Annotated in this window: 14 protein-coding genes; 11 read left to right on the top strand and 3 right to left on the bottom strand. The window is 71.4% G+C overall.

What is annotated here, in order from left to right; translation table 11 throughout:
• Window positions 1-38: 38 nt before the first annotated feature.
• On the top strand, window positions 39-902 hold the full coding sequence (locus O1G21_RS37805) for an alpha/beta fold hydrolase (RefSeq protein ID WP_270150218.1): 864 nt from the start codon (window positions 39-41) through the stop codon (window positions 900-902).
• A 259-nt stretch (window positions 903-1,161) separates the two neighbouring features.
• On the opposite strand, the gene O1G21_RS37810 is transcribed toward O1G21_RS37805, so the two are convergent.
• Both O1G21_RS37810 and O1G21_RS37815 read right to left on the bottom strand, forming a co-directional pair.
• The gene (locus O1G21_RS37810) at window positions 1,162-1,368 is read right to left on the bottom strand and encodes a DUF397 domain-containing protein (RefSeq protein WP_270150219.1); all 207 of its coding nucleotides are present in this window, start codon (window positions 1,366-1,368) and stop codon (window positions 1,162-1,164) included.
• The gene (locus O1G21_RS37815) at window positions 1,353-2,195 is read right to left on the bottom strand and encodes a helix-turn-helix domain-containing protein (RefSeq protein WP_270150220.1); all 843 of its coding nucleotides are present in this window, start codon (window positions 2,193-2,195) and stop codon (window positions 1,353-1,355) included. Before O1G21_RS37815 ends, O1G21_RS37810 begins: the two co-directional genes overlap by 16 nt.
• Window positions 2,196-2,313: 118 nt before the next feature.
• Here O1G21_RS37815 and O1G21_RS37820 point away from each other — a divergent pair, with 118 nt between their 5' ends.
• The 7 genes from O1G21_RS37820 (at window position 2,314) to O1G21_RS37850 (ending at window position 15,557) form a co-directional block, all read left to right on the top strand.
• A complete protein-coding gene (locus tag O1G21_RS37820) occupies window positions 2,314-2,514 on the top strand; it encodes a hypothetical protein (protein WP_270150222.1) in 201 nt (66 codons plus the stop codon).
• A 2-nt stretch (window positions 2,515-2,516) separates the two neighbouring features.
• Window positions 2,517-2,765: a hypothetical protein gene (locus tag O1G21_RS37825; RefSeq protein ID WP_270150223.1), complete on the top strand. Its 249-nt coding sequence runs from the start codon at window positions 2,517-2,519 to the stop codon at window positions 2,763-2,765.
• Between the two features lie 74 nt (window positions 2,766-2,839).
• Window positions 2,840-3,304 carry an NUDIX domain-containing protein gene (locus O1G21_RS37830; protein WP_270150225.1) on the top strand — a complete coding sequence of 155 codons (465 nt, stop codon included), beginning with the start codon at window positions 2,840-2,842 and terminating at the stop codon, window positions 3,302-3,304.
• Between the two features lie 101 nt (window positions 3,305-3,405).
• Entirely contained in the window at window positions 3,406-3,735 is a 330-nt protein-coding gene (locus O1G21_RS37835) for a DUF4253 domain-containing protein (RefSeq protein WP_270150227.1), read from the top strand.
• Between the two features lie 52 nt (window positions 3,736-3,787).
• Window positions 3,788-14,476, top strand: coding sequence for a LamG-like jellyroll fold domain-containing protein (locus tag O1G21_RS37840; RefSeq protein ID WP_270150228.1), 10,689 nt, complete (start codon window positions 3,788-3,790; stop codon window positions 14,474-14,476).
• A 12-nt stretch (window positions 14,477-14,488) separates the two neighbouring features.
• Window positions 14,489-15,073: an SMI1/KNR4 family protein gene (locus tag O1G21_RS37845; protein ID WP_270150229.1), complete on the top strand. Its 585-nt coding sequence runs from the start codon at window positions 14,489-14,491 to the stop codon at window positions 15,071-15,073.
• A gap of 154 nt (window positions 15,074-15,227) precedes the next feature.
• The gene (locus O1G21_RS37850) at window positions 15,228-15,557 is read left to right on the top strand and encodes a DUF1330 domain-containing protein (RefSeq protein ID WP_270150230.1); all 330 of its coding nucleotides are present in this window, start codon (window positions 15,228-15,230) and stop codon (window positions 15,555-15,557) included.
• A gap of 12 nt (window positions 15,558-15,569) precedes the next feature.
• Here the strand turns inward: O1G21_RS37850 and O1G21_RS37855 are convergent, their stop codons facing one another.
• The gene (locus tag O1G21_RS37855) at window positions 15,570-16,514 is read right to left on the bottom strand and encodes an NAD-dependent epimerase/dehydratase family protein (protein WP_270150231.1); all 945 of its coding nucleotides are present in this window, start codon (window positions 16,512-16,514) and stop codon (window positions 15,570-15,572) included.
• Between the two features lie 153 nt (window positions 16,515-16,667).
• On the opposite strand from O1G21_RS37855, the gene O1G21_RS37860 reads away from it, so the two are divergent.
• The 3 genes from O1G21_RS37860 to O1G21_RS37870 all read left to right on the top strand — a co-directional run bounded on the left by O1G21_RS37860 (window position 16,668) and on the right by O1G21_RS37870 (window position 19,199).
• On the top strand, window positions 16,668-18,062 hold the full coding sequence (locus O1G21_RS37860; protein ID WP_270150232.1) for an ALF repeat-containing protein: 1,395 nt from the start codon (window positions 16,668-16,670) through the stop codon (window positions 18,060-18,062).
• 223 nt (window positions 18,063-18,285) lie between these two features.
• Complete coding sequence (locus tag O1G21_RS37865) at window positions 18,286-18,807, top strand: peptidylprolyl isomerase (protein ID WP_270150233.1); 522 nt, start codon at window positions 18,286-18,288, stop codon at window positions 18,805-18,807.
• Window positions 18,804-19,199, top strand: a complete 396-nt coding sequence (locus O1G21_RS37870; protein ID WP_270150235.1) for a hypothetical protein — start codon at window positions 18,804-18,806, stop codon at window positions 19,197-19,199. The genes O1G21_RS37865 and O1G21_RS37870 overlap by 4 nt, the downstream gene beginning before the upstream one ends.
• The last annotated feature ends 33 nt before the right edge of the window (window positions 19,200-19,232 follow it).

The following is a 19,232-nucleotide window of genomic DNA, read 5'->3' on the forward strand; positions in this document are numbered from 1 at the left end:
ATAGCCGGGCCCGGCCACCACCCCACAGGCTGTCCGCCATGGACGCCATGGAGCACTTCACCTCGTACGACGCCACCACGCTCGCCTTCCGCACCCTCGGCGACGGCCCGCCCCTGCTGTGCCTGCCCGGCGGCCCCGGCCGCGCCGCCGAATACCTCGGCGACCTCGGCGGCCTGTCCGCCCACCGCACCCTGATCCTGCCCGACACCCGCGGCACCGGAGCCTCCGCGATCCCCGCCGACCCGGCCAGCTACCGCGTCGACCGCCTGGTCACCGACGTCGAGGCGCTGCGCCGCCACCTCGGCCTGGACCGCGTCGACCTGCTCGGCCACTCCGCCGGCGGCAGCCTGGCCATGCTCTACGCCGCCGCCCACCCCGAGCGGCTGCGCAGCCTGATCCTGGTCGACCCGTCGTTCGCCGGCGTCGGACTGCCCTCCGACACCGGCGCGCGGGAGGTGATCGCCGCCCGCGCGGGCGAGCCCTGGCACGCCGAGGCCGTCGCGGCGTACGACCGGATGCAGTCCGCCACCACCTTCGCCGAGGCCGCCCCGCACCGATTCGCCTTCGAACCGCTGATGTACGGCCGCTGGGACGCCGCCGCCCAGGCCCACGCCGCCGCCGACCCCGCCCAGCGCGCCCTGCCCGTCAGCGAGCACTACTACAAGGACTACACGCCCGACACCGCCGAACTCCGCCGCCACCTGGCCGCCCTGCCCTGCCCGGTCCTGCTCCTCACGGGCGAGGTGGACCTGTGGCCCACGGCCGAGTCCGCCACCGCCGCCGCGTCACTCTTCTCCGACGTGACCCTCGCCATCCAGCCCGGCGCCGGCCACTACCCGTGGCTGGACGACCCCCAGGCGTTCACGGAGACGGTCAACGGCTTCCTCCCCCCGGCCGGCTGACCCGGGGCCGGTGGGGAAGCCGTCGGCGACCTTACGCGGGGAGCCGAACCCACCGAGACCTACTGGCGCACCCGCTCGACCCTGCCCTGGGCCACAGCTCACAACCTCTTCGGCTTCGGTCTGACGCGCGGAAAGCGCCTGTGGAGTGGGTAGTCGGCGGGTCCGACTTCCTATGCGCGGGAGGGAGTTGAACTTGCGGGAGGGGTGGAGATGGCCCCGCCGCCCCGGGGTGCGGGGTGGCGGGGCCGGGTGCAGCGGGTCAGCGGGCGTCGAACTCGCCGGTGCGGACGGCGGTGACGAAGGACTGCCACGCGGCGGCGGGAAGGATGAGGGCCGGGCCGTGGGGGTCCTTGGAGTCGCGGACCGGGACGATGCCGGGGAAGCCGTCGGCGACCTCGATGCACTGGCCACCGCTGCCGCTGTACGAACTCTTGCGCCAGGAAGAGTGAGTCAGGTTGACATCCATTCGAGGTCCCTCCGTACCGAGCGGATCATAGCTACTGAGTCGGCCTGATTCATGGCCTCGACCAGCAGCTGATCGTAGTCTCTGGCCAGGGAGGCGATCGACTCGGTATCGCGGTCGAGATAGCCGCGCTGCTCGGTCTCGCAGTAGGCGAGCATCTTGCGCCCTGGCATCTCCAGCATCGTCACCGCGCGCGTGAATGGTCGGCCTGCGCCGAGGGTGTAGGGAGCTACCTGGATGAAGAACCCTGGCCGGCCGGCCAGCTGTTCAAGATGGAGCAGTTGCTCGACCATCACCTCTCGGTCGCCGATGGTCCTTCGGAGGCAGCTCTCATCCAACACCGCGTGCACGATGGGCGGAGGTGTGCGATGGAGGGTCTGCTGTCGCGTGAGGAGATAGCTGATGCGCTCCTCGGCCTGTTCCGGGGTGGCGGTGCCACGCTTGATGTTCCCATGCTCCCAGGCCGTTGCGTACGCCTTGGTTTGCAGAAGGCCGTGAATCACGTTGACTTCGAAGAGTTTGATCTTCTCGGCGCTGTTCTCGTAGTTGGCGTACTCGGGGAACCCCGGCACCAAGGCCGTGTGCTTGTGCTGCCACCACATCAGCATCAAGGTCCCGCCCGTTTCCAGGACTTCATCGGCCTTGGTAGCAAACTTTTCACTCGGCGGACGACGCGCAAGTTCAACGAACGAGACGTACGACGCGCTGACTCCGCACTTGCGGGCGAGCTGGTACTGCTTGAGGCCCTTCGCCCTGCGTGAGTTGCGGAGTTGGACCGCGAAGGGGGCCCAGGGGCCGGACGCCGGGTCGATCTCCTTGATGTTCACCATGGATGCTCCAAAACAACGGACCCACGAGGTCAAGTCGTTCGCTGCTTCCGATGCTAGACGGAGCCAGGCCACCATGTGCACAGAACGTGAAACCTCGATCGCGGAGGGTAGAGCCCCCATGACCCATGACCAGGTCCCCCGCCTCCATGGCTACGGCGTCCGCTGGGACAGCGAGGCCCGGTGTTACCGGGTGCGCAACGAGATGACCGGGGAGTGGCTGCGCTCCGGTGCCACCGGCGAGTTGGCCTCCTTCACCTTCTTCTCCGACGCCTGGAGCGCCTGGAAGGTCTTCGAGGTCCACAAGCGGCCGGGGGAGTGAGCGTGTCCTCGATCCTCTCCCGCGTGACCGCCGACCAGCGCCGTGACGTCGCCTCCGTCGTGGAGGACCTCATCTCCGTCCTCGCCCTCGGCGGAGTCAAGTTGCCGTCCATCGAAATCGACTGGGAGCACGGGCGCCTGACCGGGTGCTACCTCGTCCAGCTCGGCTCGGCCCGCACCCTCGAACTCCGCCGCGTCGTCGACCTGCTCCGCAAGGGGCTGCGCTACGAGCGCCTCACCTTCGATGACTGAACTCCTCGCCCGCCTCCTCTGGTGGGCCTGCTTCGCCCTGCTCCTCTTTTGCACCCTCAGGAAGTGAACTCCCCATGCACGACCCCCGCCTGCTCGCCAAGCCCCCCGTCTGCCGGCTCGGCTGCCTCGTCCTCGTCCGTAACCAGCGCGGCGACGTCCTGCTCGTCGACCCCGACTACATGGACGGCCTCATCCTGCCCGGCGGCGCGGGCAAGGCCAACGAGCCCCCGCACCGCTCCGCCGCCCGCCACCTGCACGCCCAGACCGGCATCACCCTGCGCCTGAGCCACATCGCCGCCGTCGACTACAACCCCGCCGACCGCTACCTCGAGCGCCTCAGCCTCGTCTACGACGGCGGCACCGTCCGCGACGTCACCCTCAACGTCCTCTCGCAGAAGCGCAGCGGCCTGCTCGGCGCCCGCTTCGTCCCCGTGCGCGAACTGAAGAACCACATGGCCCCCTCCCAGGCCGCCCGCGTCACCGAGGCCCTCGCCGGCCACACCCTGCCCGCCCTCCTCCACGGCCAGCGCCCCGACTGAGCACCACCATCTCTGTTGTCACTGCCCGCTCCTACGGTGAGCGTTGCCGCGCCGCCCACAACCCTCGCCGAGGCCCTGCCGCTGGCCGCCGAGCACACCCCTTGTGCCCCGACCAGGTCCACCAGGGCACCGGCACCCTCACCGCCTACGCCGAGCAGCTCGTCGACTCCCACCACTGGACCTTCTGCTGGGACCGACCACCATCGGCCGACAGCAACATAATTGACGTCCAATCAAAGTCCATCAGCGGGCGCCGTGTTCACTTCCGGCGCCCCTCGACGTCATTCCGGCCGGCCTGCGCCGCCACTCCCGGTGCCCGGTTCCCTGCGACACGTGTTTCCTGCGTGATCTTCGTCACTCACATTAAAAGTCTCTTTATCTGCCTACCGACAGTCAGATATACCTACCGACGTTTCATTGCTTCCCCTTGACTCTCTGGTGGGTTCCGAGTTGCTGCGCCGCCCCCTGGCAATCCTGTTGGCCATGACCATGGTCGTCCTCGGCACCGCCGAAGGGTCGGCCTTCGCCGAGTCCGTCCTGCGCCATGCCGCCGACGCCGCGCCCGCCGACCCCGGCCCCCGCCCCAAGCAGCAGCAGGGCAGCGCCGAGGGGCGCGGCCACGACGCCGCCACCGCCGCGACCAGCGCGAAGGACGGCTCCGGGCACCCGGACGCGGCCCCCGCGCCGGGCGAACTGCCCGAGGACAAGCCCGTCCAGGCCCCCGCCCAGACCCTCACGCCCCAGCCCGCGCAGCTGCCCGCCACCGAGGCCAAGCCCACCGGCAAGCCCGCCGCGCTGCCCACCCCCAAGGTCGACCCGGCGAAGAGCTTCAACGAGGCCACCAGCAAGGAACTCCCCGAAAAGCGCACCGCGCAGCAACGGACCTTCCAGAACGCCGACGGGACCTTCACCACCCGCAGCTACCCCGAGCCGGTCAACTTCCAGCGCTCCAACGGCTCCTGGTCCGCCATCGACACCACCCTGACAGCCGACGGCACCGCCACCGGCGGCCGCGCCGCCCCGGTCCAGAACTCCTGGACCACCACCTCCACCGAGCAGCAGCTCAAGCTCGGCCTCACCGCCGACGCCGACCCCCTGGTGCAGCTCCAGCTCGGCGACGGCATCCTCGCCGGCTACAGCCTCCAGGGCGCCGCCCCCGTCCAGGGCACCGTGCAGGGCAACACCATCACCTACCCCGAGGCCCGGCCCAAGGCCGACGTGACGATCCTCGCCGGCAACTCCTCCTTCAAGGAGAACCTGATCCTCAAGGACGCCACCGCGCCCACCGAATGGATCTTCCCGCTGCGCCTGCAGGGCGTGAGCGCCTCCCTGGACGCCGACGGCTCCGTCCACTTCACCGACGCCGCCGGCACCCTGCGCGCACGCATGCCCGCCGGCTGGATGCAGGACTCCAACTTCGCCCCCAACACCGAGGAAGGCGCGATCACCGGCGGCGTCACCTACGAGCTCATCCAGCTGCCCACCGGCGGCCAGGCCCTCAAGGCCAAGCTCGACGAGGCCTGGCTGCACGCCCCCGAACGCGTCTACCCCGTCAAGGTCGACCCGCAGCTCTCCTCCGTCCGCGCCGTGGAGACCACCTACGGCTACACCGGCTACAACGTCGACTTCTCCGGCGACACCGTCCTCAAGGTCGGCACCAACGACGGCGGCAAGCACCAGGCCTCCTCGTACGTCAAGTTCACCGGCATCGAGGACTCCCTCAGCAACGCCACCATCCTCGGCGCCCGCCTGAGCCTCTACAACGGCTGGTCCTACAGCTGCACCCCGCGCACCGTGACCATCCACCAGGTCACCTCCTGGTGGTCGCCCAGCTCCGTGCGCGGCTCGAACGCCCCCTCCACCGGCCCCGCGCTGGCCGCCCCCTCCTTCGCCCACGGCTGGCGCCCCAGCTCCTCCAGCGCCTGGGCCTGCCCGGAGGCCTGGGAGTCGATCGACCTCGGCGCCGACGGCCGCAACCTGGTCAACTCCTGGACCCACCACTGGACCGCCAACTACGGCCTGGCCATCAAGACCGACGTCTGGGACAACTACTCCTGGAAGCAGTTCGGCAGCGCCAACAACAACGGCGGCCAGCCGGTCCTGGACGTCACCTGGTCCCGCTACGGCGCCGACTACGAACTCTGGGGCCTCCAGCAGCCGGTGACCGCCACCCAGGAGGGCATCGTCCGCCTGCGCGTGTGGAACCGCGGCATGGACACCTGGACCCCCACCAACAACTACAAGATGTCGTACCTGCTGTTCGACCAGTGGGGCAACAACATCACCAACTACGGCACCAACATCGCCTGGACGGCGATGCCGAACGACGTCCCGCCCGGCGGCAGCGCCGTGGTCGACGCGCACATCCGCGCCCTCCCACAGGGCACGTACACCGTCGCGTTCACCATGGACCAGTTCCAGGTCAGCAACTTCTACGCCGACGCGGGCGTGCCGACCGTCAACATCCAGATCTCCTCCGTCAACGTCCCCCCGTACATCACCCGCCTCGCCCCGCCCTCGGGCGCCGTCGTCTACCAGCTCCAGCCCACCCTCACCGCCGAAGGCGTCGACCCCGACCGCGCGCCCTATCCCGAACTGGACTACCAGTTCCAGGTCTGCCGGGTCGTCGGCGGCGACGCCCACGTCGACTGCAAGCAGACCGACTGGCTCAAGCGCCAGCCCCGCTTCGTCGTCCCGCCCGGCTGGCTGACCTGGAACGAGCAGTACGCCTGGTACGCCATGGCCGGCGACGGGGCCGGAGCCAGCCCCTGGACCGCCGCCTCCTACATCCGCACCGTCCTGCCCCAGCCCAACCAGTACACCACCGCCGCCGACACCGGACGCAGCGTCAACACCGCCGCCGGCAACTACACCACCGCCGCCACCGACGCCGCCCTGCCCGTCGTCGGCCCCGAGCTCTCCGTCACCCGCAGCTACAACTCCCTCGACCCGCGCACCGACGGCGCCTTCGGCGCCGGCTGGTCCACCCCCTTCGACATGCGCGTCCAGGTCGAGACCAGCAACTGGCTCACCCTGCCCGGCAACGTGCTGCTCACCGCCGCCAACGGCTCACGCGCCCGCTTCGGCTGGGACCCGGGCAAGAACGCCTACGTGCCCGGCGGCGGCATGGCCGCCGACCTGCGCAAGACGGACGGCGGCGGCTGGACGCTGACCGACCGCACCGGCACGATCCACACCTTCGGCGCCGACGGCCGCCTGACCCGCATCACCGACACCGCCGGCCACACCCAGGACCTCGTCTACGCCTCCGGCACCCTCGTCCAGGTCAAGGACACCGCCTCCGGCCGCTTCCTGAACCTCAACTGGACCGGCCGGCACGTCACCTCCGTGACCGCCACCGGCTCCACCGGCGGCTGGACCTACCAGTACGACGGCGACAAGCTCACCAAGGTCTGCCCGCCCGGCGTCGCCCCCGCCGCCCCCACCGGCTGCACCGTCTACGACTACGGCACCGGATCGCGCTACCGCACCGCCGTGCGCGACGCCGCCCCGGTCGGCTACTGGCGCCTGGGCCAGGCCGACGGCAGCACCCTGCTCAACGACGCCCAGGTCAGCGACCGCGCCCCGGCCTCCGCCAACGACGTCACCTTCGGCGCCGACGGCGCCCTGGGCGCCAGCGGCAACCAGGCCGTCACCCTCAACGGCCGCGCCACCTCCTACATCGAGCTGCCCAACCGCACCATCAGCGCCTCCGTCAACCGCAGCGTCGAACTGTGGTTCCGCACCGCCGCACCCGGCGTCATCCTCAGCTACCAGAACCGCGCCATGGGCGAAGCCCCCTACAACGTCGTCCCGGCCCTGTACGTCGGCACCGACAACAAACTGCGCGGCAAGTTCAACAGCCCCAACCCCCCGGTGACCTCCACCGCGGACGTCACCGACAACGCCTGGCACCACGTCGTGCTCGCCGGCGCCCGCGACAACACCGCGATGTTCCTCGACGGCGCCCTGGTCGGCACCACCGCCGGCGACATCGACCACCTCAACATGGACCGCGCCTACCTCGGCGGCGGCTACACCGGCAACTGGGCCGGCAACTGGCCCGCCAGCAACGGCGGCTGGTCCTGGTTCAACGGCCAGATCGACGAGGCCGCGGTCTACGACTACCCGCTCACCGAGCAGACCGTCGCCGAGCACTACGCCCTGCGCACCGGCAGCGCCCAGCTCACCAAGACCACCCTGCCCTCCGGCCGCACCAGCGCCCAGGTCACCTACGACGCCACCACCGAGCGCGTCACCAAGGTCACCGACGCCGCCGGCGGCGACTGGAAGCTCTCCGACCCCACCTACAGCGGCGGCTCCTTCCTCTACACCAACGCCGTCAAGGCCTCCGCCCCGGCCGCCTACTGGCGCCTGGGCGAGCGCGAGGGCGCCAGCGCCGCCAGCGAGGTCGGCAACGGCCTGGCCGGCACCTACGGCGACGCCGTCGTCAAGAAGGCCCCCGGCGTCTTCGCCCCCACCGACGACACCGCCGCCCGCTTCGACGGCTCCGCCAAGTCCCAGATCGAGATCCCCCAGGACGTCCTGCACGCCAAGACCGAACTCGCCGTCGAACTCTGGTTCAACACCACCACCCCCGGCGTGCTGCTCGGCGACCAGAGCCGCACCATCGACGACCCCAACGGCATCGGCGGCACCTGGACCCCGGTCATGTACATCGGCTCCGACGGCAAGCTGCGCAACCGCTTCTACGGCACCGCGGACGCCACCGTCGCCTCCCCGAACGCCGTCACCGACGGCGCCTGGCACCACGCCGTCTTCTCCGTCCAGGGCACCACCCAGACCGTCTACCTCGACGGCCAGATCGTCGGCGTCCAGAACGGCACGGTCGACCACCAGCAGAACACCCACACCTACCTCGGCGCCGGCATCGCCCGCTTCTGGCCCGCCGCACCCACCGACGACATCAGCCACTTCACCGGCACCATCGACGAAGTCGCCCTCTACCAGCACCCGCTGAGCGACCGCGACGTCGTCGCCCACTACCGCGCCCGCAGCGCCCAGGTCGGCGGCCAGGGCGTCGGCTACCGCGGCTCCGTCGTCGCCGACTCGCCCGGCGGCTACTGGCGCCTGGACGAGAGCGGCGGCACCACCGCCGCCAGCGAGGTCGCCGCGATCAAGGGCAACGGCACCTACGCGAGCGCCGCCAAGCCCGGCACCACCGGCGTCTTCGGCCCCGGCGACGGCCACGCCGCCGAGTTCAACGGCACCAACACCTCCTACGTCGACCTGCCCGCCCAGATCGTGCGCAGCCAGACCACCGACCTCGCCGCCGAACTGTGGTTCCGCACCAGCGGCACCGGCATCCTGCTGAACCAGGCCAACAACACCAGCGGCAACACCGTCCCCGACCTGTACGTCGGCACCGACGGCAAGCTGCGCGGCCTGTTCTACGGCCTCAACGGCGGCCCCATCACCTCCGCCAACACCGTCACCGACGGCTCCTGGCACCACGCCGTGATCAGCGCCGAGAAGGGCACCCAGTCCCTCTACCTGGACGGCACCCTGGTCGGCACCGCCTCCGGCGGCATCAACCACCTCGACATGGACCGCCTCACCCTCGGCGGCGGCTACCTCGGCAACTGGCCCGCCGGCAACGGCGGCTGGGCCTGGCTGACCGGCCAGATCGACGAGGTCGCCATCTACCAGCACCCGCTGTCCGCCGAACGCGTCGCCGCCCACTACCAGGCGCGCTCCGCCTCCTCGGCCACCGAACTCGCCTCCCGCGTCACCCTCACCGACCCGGTGGGCAACACCACCACCGAGATCCACGACGCCACCCGCGCCAACCGCCTCATCTCCCGCACCGACGAAGCCGGCAACACCACCAGCTACACCTACGACACCGGCGGCTTCGTCCACACCGTCACCGACCCCAACGGCCACTCCACCGTCAGCGGCCAGGACGCCCGCGGCAACACCGTCTCGCTGACCACCTGCCGCGACGTCAACTCCTGCTGGACCTCCTACACCAGCTACTACTACGACCCCGCCAACCCCCGCGACCCGCGCAACGACAAGCCCACCGAGACCCGCGACGCCCGCTCCGCCGGGCCCGGCGACACCACCTACCGCACCACCGTCGCCTACACCGCCCTCGGCCTGCCCGCCTCCACCACCCGCCCCGACGGCCGCACCACCCGCACCAGCTACACCACCGGCACCGAGCCCGCCTACGGCGGCGGCACCACCCCCGCCGGGCTGCTCGCCAGCGAGACCACCGCCGCCGGCGCCGTCACCGCCTACGCCTACTACCCCACCGGCGACCTGGCCCGCACCACCCTGCCCAGCGGCCTCACCCTCACCTACGGCTACAACGCGGCCGGACGCAGGATCTGGTCCAAGGAGACCTCCGACGCCCAGCCCGACGGCGTCACCACCACCTACGAGTACGACGAACTCGGCCGCCAGAGCGCCCAGACCGGCCCCAAGGTCACCGACGCCGTCACCGGCGACACCCACCAGACCAAGACCACCGCCACCTTCGACGCCGACGGCCGCCCCACCAGCACCACCACCACCGACATCGCCGGCACCGACGGCTCCCGCACCACCGCCAGCAGCTACGACAGCGCCGGCCGCCTGGAGAGCGACACCGACGCGATGGGCGGCGTCACCCGCTACGGCTACGACACGCTCAGCCGCACGGCCACCGTCACCGACGCCCTCGGCCAGGTCACCCGCTACACCTACACCCCGCGCAGCCAGCCGGCGACCACCGTCGTCGAGGGCTGGAACGGCGACGGCAAGGGCGTACGCGACCTGACCACGGACTCCCGCGCCTACGACCCGGCCGGCCGACTGGCCTCGGTCACCGACGCCATGGGCGCCGTCACCAGCTACACCTACTTCGACGACGGCCTGCCCGCCACCGTCACCGCCGAGAACGTCACCCAGGCCGACGGCACCACCCACTCCATCGTCCTGGAAGCCGACGAGTACGACGGCGCCGGCCACCTGATCAAGCAGACCACCGGCGGCGGCCGCACCACCGCCGTGCGCACCGTCGACGCCTCCGGACGCGTCACCCAGACCGTCCTCGACCCGAACGGCCTGGGGCGCACCACCACCCTCGGCTACGACGCCGACGACCGCGTCACCACCAGCACCCTCAAGATCAGCGACACCGAGAACAGCGTCCAGACCAGCACCTACGACACCGCCGGACGCCTGACCCGCAGCCAGCTCTCCTCCAGCGCCGGCGGCCCCACCGCGGTCAGCACCTTCAGCTACGACCAGCGCGGCCTGCTCACCTCCACCACCTCGCCCAACGGCAACGCCCCCGGCGCCGACCCGGCCGCCTACACCGCCACCTACCAGTACGACGCCCTCGGCCGGCGGATCTCGGCCACCGCCCCGCCCGTTTCGGCGGAGAGCGGAGGCGGCACCGCCGCCACCGTCCGCCCGACCACCACCACCGGCTACAACGCCTTCGGCGAGGCCGTCTCCACCAAGGACCCGCTCGGCCAGATCGCCAAGACCGCCGTCGACGCGCTCGGCCGCGTCACCGAGACCCGCCTGCCCGCCTACACCCCGCCCGGCGCCACCACCGCGCTCAACCCCGTCAGCCGCGTCGAGTACGACAAACTCTCCCGGGTCACCGCCACCACCGACCCGGCCGGACGGCGCACCACCTTCGGCTACGACCGCCTCGGCCACCAGAACCAGCGCGTCGCCCCCAACTCCACCGGCCCCTTCCAGCCCCAGACCGACGACACCCCGCCCACCTGGGCCACCACCTGGACCCCCACCGGCCTCCAGCTGTCCACCACCGACCCGCTCGGCGCCCGCGGCGAGGCCACCTACGACCAGCTCGGCCGCATCCTCACCGCGACCGTCGTCGAACGCCAGCCCACCCTGCAGAACCTGACCACCAAGTTCGCCTGGGACGACGCCGGCAACCGCACCGCCGTCACCACCCCGGCCGGCAGCAGCACCACCGCCACCTTCAACCCCGCCGGCCAGACCGTCACCAGCACCGACCCGGTCGGACGCGTCAGCAAGGTCGAGTACGACGGCCTCGGCCGCGCCGTGCGCACCATCGCCCCCCTCGGCGAATCCGTACGCACCCGCTACGACGGCCTCGGCAACCCCGCCACCACCGACGACCTCGATGCGGCCGGCACCGTGCTGCGCACCGCCACCGCGACCTTCGACCTGGAGGGCAAGCCGCTCACCAGCACCAGCCCGGCCACCGGCGCCGTCACCAGCACCGACTACGACGCGCTGGGCCGCCCGGTCAAGCTCACCGAACCGGTGGCCACCGGCCAGGCGATCACCACCACCCTCGGCTACGACGCCGCCGGCCACCGCACCCGCCTGACCGACGGCAAGGGCAACACCACCGTCTACACCTTCAACACCTGGGGCCTGCCCGAGTCCACCGTCGAGCCCGCCACCACCGCCCACCCCGCCGCCGCCGACCGCACCTGGACCACCTCCTACGACGTGGCCGGCCAGGCCGTGCGCGCCACCGAGCCCGGCGGCATCGTGCGCACCAGCAGCTACGACCCGCTCGGCCGTCTGGTCCGCGAGAGCGGCACCGGCGCGGAGGCCGGCACCACCGACCGGGAGCTGGCCTACGACAAGGCCGGGCACCTGATCCGGCACGACTCCTCCGCCCTGAACGGCCAGCAGTACGCGTACAACGACCGCGGCCTGCTCATCAAGGCCGGCACCGACCTGACCGCCCCCGACCAGACCTGGGAGTACGACGCCGACGGGCGCGTCACCAAGCGCCGGGACAAGGACACCGGCCTGACCGTCCTCGGCTACAAGGCCGACGGCCAGCTCGACTGGGCCAACAACCCCAAGCTGAACATCAAGAACTGGTACGGCTACGACGGCGACGGCCGCCCCAGCAAGCAGTGGTACATCCAGGCCGACCCGGTCGACGTCACCAAGGACAAGGCCGTCTCCGAGCGGCGCCTGAGCTACGACCCGCTCGGCCGCCTGGCCGGCGACCAGCTGCTCGCCGTCGGCGCCACCGCCACCCCGCTGGCCGGCACCGCCTACGAGTACGACCTGGATGACCGCCTCACCCGCAAGACCGTCAGCGGATCCGCCACCGACCCGGTCAAGGACAACCGCTACGGCTACGACCTGGCAGGGCGCCTCACCTCCTGGAGCGCCGACGGCACCACCACCGCCTACACCTGGGACGCGGCCGGCAACCGCACCGGCAACGGCACCGCCACCGCCACCTACGACGAACGCAACCGCCTGCTGTCGGACGGCACCAGCACCTACCGCTACACCGCGCGCGGCACCCTGGCCGCCGTCACCACCGCAGGCAAGGACGACACCCTCGCCTACGACGCCTTCGGCCGCCTGATCACCGAGGGCACCACCAGCTACACCTACGACGGCCTCGACCGCGTCACCAGTCGTAATGCCGCCCGGTTCAGCTACGACGGCGGCTCCAACAACCTGACCGGCGACGGCACCTGGACCTACGCCCGCGACACCGCCGGCAACCTGCTCGGCGCCGGCAACGGCACCAGCAGCGTGCGCCTGCGCACCGACAAGCACACCGACGTCACCGCCACCCTCGACAACAACGGCACCACCGTCACCGGCACCACCACCTACGACCCCTTCGGCAAGCCCACCGCCACCAGCGGCACCGGCACCAGCCTCGGCTACCAGAGCGGCTGGACCGACCCCGCCACCGGCGACGTCAACATGGCCGCCCGCTGGTACCGCCCCGGCACCGGAGGCTTCACCTCCCGCGACTCCTACCTCCTGAGCCCCAGCCCCTCCGCCCAGGCCAACCGCTACACCTACGGCAACGCCAGCCCCCTCAACGGCACCGACCCCTCGGGGCACTGCCTGGAAGACGCCTGTGTCATCGAGGTGACGGTCATCGTCGGCGCCGGCTCCGCACTCATCAGCGCCTGCCAGGCGAAGTGCAACGACATGGCCAGGGCCGGCGGGCAGATCTACAACAACACGATCAGCGGCATCAAGAACTCGTGGAACTGGCTCTCCGACAAGTTCTCCGGCTCCTCCTCCCACGCCGGCAGCAGTGCGGCGGCCGCCTCCACGACGTACGCCCCCGCCACCACGATCCCCGGCAGCTGGGACATCCAGCTGGACAAGGCGGACGCCCGCGCCCGGGCCTCCCAGATGGCCGCCGCCGCTGCCGCGGCCGCCGCCGCGGGCGCCGCGGCAGCGCCCGACACCGCGGCGGACGACGACACCTGCTGGTCGAGGTGCGGCGGAACGACGCCCACCAAGGTCCGCCCGGCGAAGTTCCACCGGCCGACCGGCACGATCACGCGACCGGTCCCGATCACGATCCCGAAGCCGCTCTGGGATCCCCGCAAGACCACCATCGAACGGCCCCCGCCGAAGCCCGACTGGGAGCCGCCGAAGCCCGGCGACATCATCAAGATCATCTCCGCGGTCTACCACGCCGCCGACCTGCTCAACCAGCTGACCACGCACCAGAACACCACCCCGGACCAGGACACCGACACCCACTCGGCCCCCGGCGCCGGCCCCGGGACCGACCAGAGCAACGACAACTCCTGCCGTGAGGGCGGCAAGGGCTGGGTCCGCCTTGGCACCCGCGACGCAGCCAATGGAATGCGGGCGACGCAGATGAACGCCTGCCTCGACGAGGAGTACCTCGCGGCACACGAGGGCAGCACCACCGAACGGGACACCCGCCCGCCCGGGTACAACTGGGCGCGGAATTACAGCTACTACTTGGGGAACGACAAACCCTGGCAATGGATCAACAACTGCCACCTGCTCGGTAAGCGGCTGAGCGGGAGCGGCACCGACTTGGACAACCTAGCCACCTGTTCCAGGGCGGCGAACGACGACGCCGTGGCTGAGGGCGATCCGGGAATGAGCCCCAACATGGAAGACGTCGAGTCGGAGGTCTTCCGGACGATCACCAAGCAACACCAAGTGGTCCGATACACGGTGACACCGAACTACGCCGGGAACAGGACGGTGCCGTACGAGTTCGTGATGACCGCGAAGGGGGTCAATCGCGATGGAACTCCGGGAATCGATAAGACGTGGACGATTGAGAACAAGATCTGGAGCACCAAAAACAGCCAGTGGTACAATCTCGGGCGCGCATTCGACTTCCGAGAGAGTCCAGTGATCCCGGTTCCGACAGGCCCGATGGATTAGAGGAGAAAACCGATGACAAGCGATGCACTCGAACGTCTGCGGCGGGTCCTTGCGCCGTCGGCGGGCAGTGCGGAGGGGGCGGCACTGGACCTGCAGGCGGTGGCGGAGGCCGAGGCCGCGCTGGGGATTCGGTTGCCGCCGGACTACCTGGAGTTCCTCGCCGTCTACGGCGGCGGGTCGCTTGACGACTTTCTGGCGATCGCGGCTCCGGCGAAGGCGCCCGGCCACCGGTACAGCTCAAGCATTGTGGAGATCACCGGAACGTTCCGCCGGGCGGCCGCCAAGCCCAGGAATGCGGAAATCCTGGGCGACGGCGAGTCGTACATCCACTGGGGCATGGACGAGGGTGGCGTCTACTACCTGTGGCGCATCGAGGGCGAATCGAGCGCTGACTGGCCAGTGTGCCTCTACGACGCCGGGGAATTGACGGTCCTGCCGTTCGGGATCGTGGAATTCCTGGCGAGGGCCTGCACCGGCGGCCTCCCCGACAAGCTGCAGCGCAGGTTCGGCAAGGGCGGCCACGAGTTCCTGCACTGGCAGGACGAGTACCGCCGCGACACCGAGCGATACGACTCCGGCTCCTACAACGGCGGCTGAGGCGAGGCGGCGGCCCCCGGAACCCGGGGTCGGCCGCCTCCAGGCCGTACGTACGTCACCCCTACTGATGCGTGACCGATTCGCCCCGCACCCGCCGCGCCCTACCGTCGGAGACGTCAGCACGACGAGCCCCTCCGACACCATGGGAGCAGCAATGACCGCCTACGCCCTGGCCCAGGTCCACTCCGCCGAGATGTGCCCCGACATCGTCGAGTACCTCGAGCGCATCGACGCCACCCTCGACGCCTTCGGCGGGCGATTCGTCGTCCACGGCGGCAAGTTCGAGACGCTGGAGGGCAGTTGGGGCCGGCTCGGGCTGATCCTCATCGAGTTCCCCGACTACGAGCGGGCCCGCGCCTGGTACGACTCGCCCGCCTACCGGGAGATCCTGCCGCTGCGCACCCGGCACATGGTCGCCGACGCGATCATCGCCGAGGGCGTGCCGGCCGGCTACCGGGGTGCGAACCGCCTCAAGGAGCACTGAGGCCCGGGGGCCTCAGGCGCGGACCCGCTCGCGCCACCAGCCGACGGTGGCCGCGAGCTGCTCCTCCAGCGGAGTCGCGCGGACGGTGAACTCCGCCTCGTACGCGGAGGAGTCCACGACGAAGGGGCGGTCGAACTGGTAGCGCGTCTCGCGCAGTTCACGCAGCAGCGGGGAGAACAGCCCGGCCACGCCCAGCACGGCGGGGGACAGGCGCCGCACCGGGACCGGGCCGGTGCCGGCCTCGGCGGCCAGGCGTTCGACCATGGTGCGCACCGGCAGGGCGGGGGCGGTGGGCACGTGCCAGGGCCGGCCCCAGGCCCGTTCCTCGCCGGCGAGTTCGGCCATCGCGCGGGCCACGTCGGGCAGGTAGGTCCAGCTGTGCGGGGCGTCCGGGTCGCCGAGGACGGCGACCGGACGGCCCTTCAGCAGGTTCGGCATCGCGCGGGAGGCGAGGTGGCCGCCGTCGGTGACGCCGGGGCCGAAGAAGTCCGAGGCCCGCACCTCGACCGCGCGGATCCGCCCGGCCTCGTGCAGGGCCCGCGCCTGCTCCCAGGCCGCCGCCCGCACCCGGCCCTTGGGGCCGGTCGCGGCGAGCGGCAGGCCCTCGGTCATCGGACCATCGACCGCGCCGTAGCCGTACAGGTTGCCGAGCATGACCAGCACGGCGCCGCTGTCCTCGGCCGCCGCGCACAGCGCGGAGCCGAGGGCGGGCCACTTCGCGGCCCACTGCGGCAGCGGCGGCGCGGCGCAGCCGTGGATCGCGACGGCGCCGCGGGCGGCCTGGGAGAGCCGGGCGGGGTCGCTCGCGTCCAGGGCGAGGTGTTCGACGCCTTCGACGGCCGCCGTGGCGGGGCGGCCGGTGCGGGTGACGACCCGGACCTGATGGCCCTGTTCGGCCAGCAGGCGGGCGGTGGCGGCTCCGGCGGGCCCGTGTCCGACGACGAGATGAAAGCTCACCCGCCCCACCCTAGGGGGTGCCGCCGGCAAGTGTGACACGCCGTCGGCGGGGTCCGGGGGAGGGTGGCAAATATCTGGTACGGCGATCGTAAAAGAGGATCTATGCTGTGGGACGTTCATGATCCCTTCACAGGAAAATACAGGTTCCGCTGCATGAAGCTGCCCCGGGTGTCCGCAGTCGTCGCGGCCGCCGTCCTGGCCCCCGCCGTCCTCTTCCCCTCGTCGGCCTCGGCCGCCGACGCCCCCCAGCCGACCGGGGTCTCCGGTCCTGACACCGCCTCCGGCTCCGTACCGGACGTCACTCCCGGCGACGACGGCGTCAACGGCGGCCCGGGCAACAGCAGCGGCCCCAAGGCCCCCGAAGGGCAGGAGCAGCGCGACCGCGCCGAGATCCAGAAGATCCTGGACGACAAGGACACCGGCCCCGGGGTGCGCGCGGCGGCCGAGAAGGCGCTCAAGGGCAGTGCGGCGGACCTGCGGCACTTCCTGGAGGTCGACCTGGCCAAGAACCGCGGCGACGACCTGCGGGTGAAGGTCTCCCAGATCATGGCCTCCGGCGGCCCGGCCGTGCGCGAGGCTGCCGGCAAGGCGCTGGACGGCGGCGAGGCGGCCCTGCTGAAGTTCCTCTCCGAGGGCCTGCCCGCCGCCCAGGCCGAGGACGCCGACCGGGCCGAGATCCAGCGGATCCTGGCCGACCCGAACACCGGGCGCGGGGTGCGCGAGGCCGGCGAGAAGGCGCTCAAGGGCAGTGCGGCGGACCTGCGGCACTTCCTGGAGGTCGACCTGGCCAAGAACCGCGGCGACGACAACCGGATCAAGGTCTCCCAACTCATGGAGACCGGCGGCCGGGCCGTGCGCGAGGCCGCCGCCAAGGCGATGGACGGCAGCGACGCTGACATCGCGAAGTTCCTCGCCGAGGGCTGGCCCGCCGCCCAGGCCGAGGACGACCGCGTCGCGCTGTTCGTCGCCCTGTCCGACAAGAACACCGGCCCGCACACCCTCGAGGCCGCCAGGAAGGCACTCAGCGGCACCCCGGCCGACATCGCCGCCTTCCTGCGCGACCTGCCCAAGCTGCGCGCCTCCGACAACCGGATCAAGGTCTCCCAGCTGATCGAGACCGGCGGCCCGGCCGTGCGCGACGCTGCCGCCAAGGCGATGGAGGGCAGCGACGCTGACATCGCGAAGTTCCTCGCCGAGGGCTGGGCCACGGCCCGCGCCGCGGACGAGGCCGCCGCGAACAAGCCGGCGGACAGGCCCGCCGACAAGCCCGCCGACAAGCCGGCCGACCAGCCGGCCGACCAGCCCGCCGGGCAGCAGGACCAGGGCACCCAGCAGCCGCAGACCGTCCAGCCGGCCGCCCTCACCGGGACCACCACCACCGGCACCACCGGCTCCACCACGGGCACCACCACCGTCGCCTCCGGGGCCGACACGCTCGCCGCCACCGGCACCGACGGGCTCGGCTGGGAGGCCGGCGGCGCCGCCGCGGCCGTCGCCGCCGGGGCCGCACTGGTCGCCCTCTCCCGCCGCCGCTCCACCGAGAGCTGACACCGTTCTTAGCGATGTCGGCCAGTGTTGGCCGAATCGCCTGAATCCGGACAGGTGGTCCGGTGACCTCGCGAACGGTCTTCGAGGTCGGGGAGCAGCGTGAGTTGGTCGCCTCGGTCCGGCCGGTCCGCCGCACCGTCGCCGGTACCGGTTCGGCCACGAATCCCGCATTGTGTCAGGATGCCCCCCGACCACCGAGCAGCACGAACAAGAGGAGTCACCCGTGGCCAACGCCCGGTTCGCCACCCTGCACACCACCGCGGGCCCGATCCGGCTGGAACTGTTCCCGTTCCACGCGCCGAAGACGGTCCGCAACTTCGTCGAACTCGCCGAGGGCACCCGGGAGTACACCGACCCGCGCACCGGCGAGCCGGGCAGCGGCCCGTATTACGACGGCACGACGTTCCACCGGGTGGTCAAGGGCTTCATGATCCAGGGCGGCGACCCGACCGGCACCGGCACCGGCGGCCCGGGCTACGCCTTCGCGGACGAGTTCCACCCGGAGCTGTTCTTCACCAAGCCGTACCTGCTGGCGATGGCCAACTCCGGCCCGGGCACCAACGGTTCGCAGTTCTTCATCACGGTCGGCACCCCCACCCACCTCAACCGCCGGCACACCATCTTCGGCCAGGTCGCCGACGCCGCCTCCAAGGCCGTGGTGGACGCCATCGCCGCCACCCCCACCGAGGGCGAGCGCCCGGTCGAGGACGTGGTGATCACCAAGGTCGAGATCACCCCCGCGTGACGGCCATGACCGCCACCGCGCCGCAGGAGACCTTCCCGCCCCGCCCGGTGCGCGGAGTACGGGCCCGCTACGTCTTCCAGGGCGGCTGCGGCCTCTTCGCGGACGCCACCGTCGACTTCGAGCCGTGGGAGGAGGGCGTGCACCTGGAGGTCGCGGCCGGGGCCACCGTGCGCGGCGGCCCGCTGCGGCAGGAGGACCTCGACGCTTTCCACGCGGCGCTGGCGGAGGGCGTGCGCGCCGAGCTGACCGAGCAACTGCCGGGCGTCACCCTGGCGTTGGCGCTGGTGGTGCACCACACCGCGGTCCACCTCGTGGACACCAGCGAATACGCCTACCGCAGGGCCGGGCAGACGGCGGCGCGCGAGGTGCTCGCCCTCCTCGGGGGGCGGTAGCGCAAGCCGAGCCGCCGCCCCGGCGCGAAGCAG

Source organism: Kitasatospora cathayae, assembly GCF_027627435.1.
GTDB classification, from domain to species: domain Bacteria; phylum Actinomycetota; class Actinomycetes; order Streptomycetales; family Streptomycetaceae; genus Kitasatospora; species Kitasatospora cathayae.

What these genes read in the sequence shown, in the direction of transcription:
- O1G21_RS37860 (WP_270150232.1), top strand. Translation starts at nt 16,668, where the DNA reads ATGAAGCTGCCCCGGGTGTCCGCAGTCGTCGCGGCCGCCGTCCTGGCC.
- O1G21_RS37815 (WP_270150220.1), bottom strand. Translation starts at nt 2,195, where the DNA reads ATGGTGAACATCAAGGAGATCGACCCGGCGTCCGGCCCCTGGGCCCCC.
- O1G21_RS37850 (WP_270150230.1), top strand. Translation starts at nt 15,228, where the DNA reads ATGACCGCCTACGCCCTGGCCCAGGTCCACTCCGCCGAGATGTGCCCC.
- O1G21_RS37805 (WP_270150218.1), top strand. Translation starts at nt 39, where the DNA reads ATGGACGCCATGGAGCACTTCACCTCGTACGACGCCACCACGCTCGCC.
- O1G21_RS37845 (WP_270150229.1), top strand. Translation starts at nt 14,489, where the DNA reads ATGACAAGCGATGCACTCGAACGTCTGCGGCGGGTCCTTGCGCCGTCG.
- O1G21_RS37810 (WP_270150219.1), bottom strand. Translation starts at nt 1,368, where the DNA reads ATGGATGTCAACCTGACTCACTCTTCCTGGCGCAAGAGTTCGTACAGC.
- O1G21_RS37840 (WP_270150228.1), top strand. Translation starts at nt 3,788, where the DNA reads ATGACCATGGTCGTCCTCGGCACCGCCGAAGGGTCGGCCTTCGCCGAG.
- O1G21_RS37830 (WP_270150225.1), top strand. Translation starts at nt 2,840, where the DNA reads ATGCACGACCCCCGCCTGCTCGCCAAGCCCCCCGTCTGCCGGCTCGGC.
- O1G21_RS37820 (WP_270150222.1), top strand. Translation starts at nt 2,314, where the DNA reads ATGACCCATGACCAGGTCCCCCGCCTCCATGGCTACGGCGTCCGCTGG.